Annotated in this window: 1 rRNA gene; it reads left to right on the top strand. The window is 57.2% G+C overall.

The annotated features are described in order from the left end of the window. A 23S ribosomal RNA gene (locus N2041_RS14450) occupies positions 1–844 on the top strand; the annotation flags it as partial.

Genomic DNA, 844 nt, shown 5'->3' with positions numbered 1-844 from the left:
GCTGATTCCTGCCTGTAAAGCACTGACAGGGCTAGGGGGCCTCCCAGCCTACCAAACCCTATCAAACTCTGAAGGGTAGGAAGTGGAGTCCGGGAGTGAGGGCACGAGTGCTAACATCCGTGTCCAAGCGCGGGAACAACCGAGACCGCCGAATAAGGTCCCCAAGTGCGGGTTAAGTGGTAAAAGATGTGGGGTTGCTCAGACAGCCAGGAGGTTGGCTTAGAAGCAGCCATCCTTTAAAGAGTGCGTAATAGCTCACTGGTCGAGGGATCCTGCGCGGAAAATATAACGGGGCTAAAGCTTGCCACCGAAGCCATGGATCGTCCCGAAGGGGGCGGTAGTAGGGGAGCGTTCTGTTAGCGGGGAAGCCGTACCGGAAGGAGCGGTGGAGCGAACAGAAGTGAGAATGCTGGCATGAGTAGCGAGAAACACGTGAGAACCGTGTTCGCCGAAAGTCTAAGGATTCCGACGGAAGGTCAGTCCACGTCGGGTTAGTCGGGCCTAAGCCGAGGCCGAAGGGCGTAGGCGATGGACATCCGGTTAATAGTCCGGAACCGCCGAAAGAGGAGCGAAGGGGTGACGCAGAGGGGTAGGCCAGCCAGGAGGTGGAGACCTGGTGCAAGCAGGTAGGCCGGAGAGAGGTGGAGGGAAATCCCCACCAGGAGGTCGAGAAGCGATGCCGTGCGCAAGCAAGAAGTGGTTGAACCTCACTGCCAAGAAAAGCCTCTAAGCGGTAGTCACTCTAAGGCGCCCGTACCGCAAACCGACACAGGTAGACGGGTAGAAAATACCAAGGCGAACGGGAGAACCCTCGTTAAGGAATTAGGCAAAATAGCCCCGTAAC

Origin of the sequence: Tepidiforma sp. (assembly GCF_026419595.1) — a bacterium.
Lineage (GTDB): Bacteria > Chloroflexota > Dehalococcoidia > Tepidiformales > Tepidiformaceae > Tepidiforma.
This window is presented reverse-complemented; position numbering and strand designations above follow the sequence as displayed.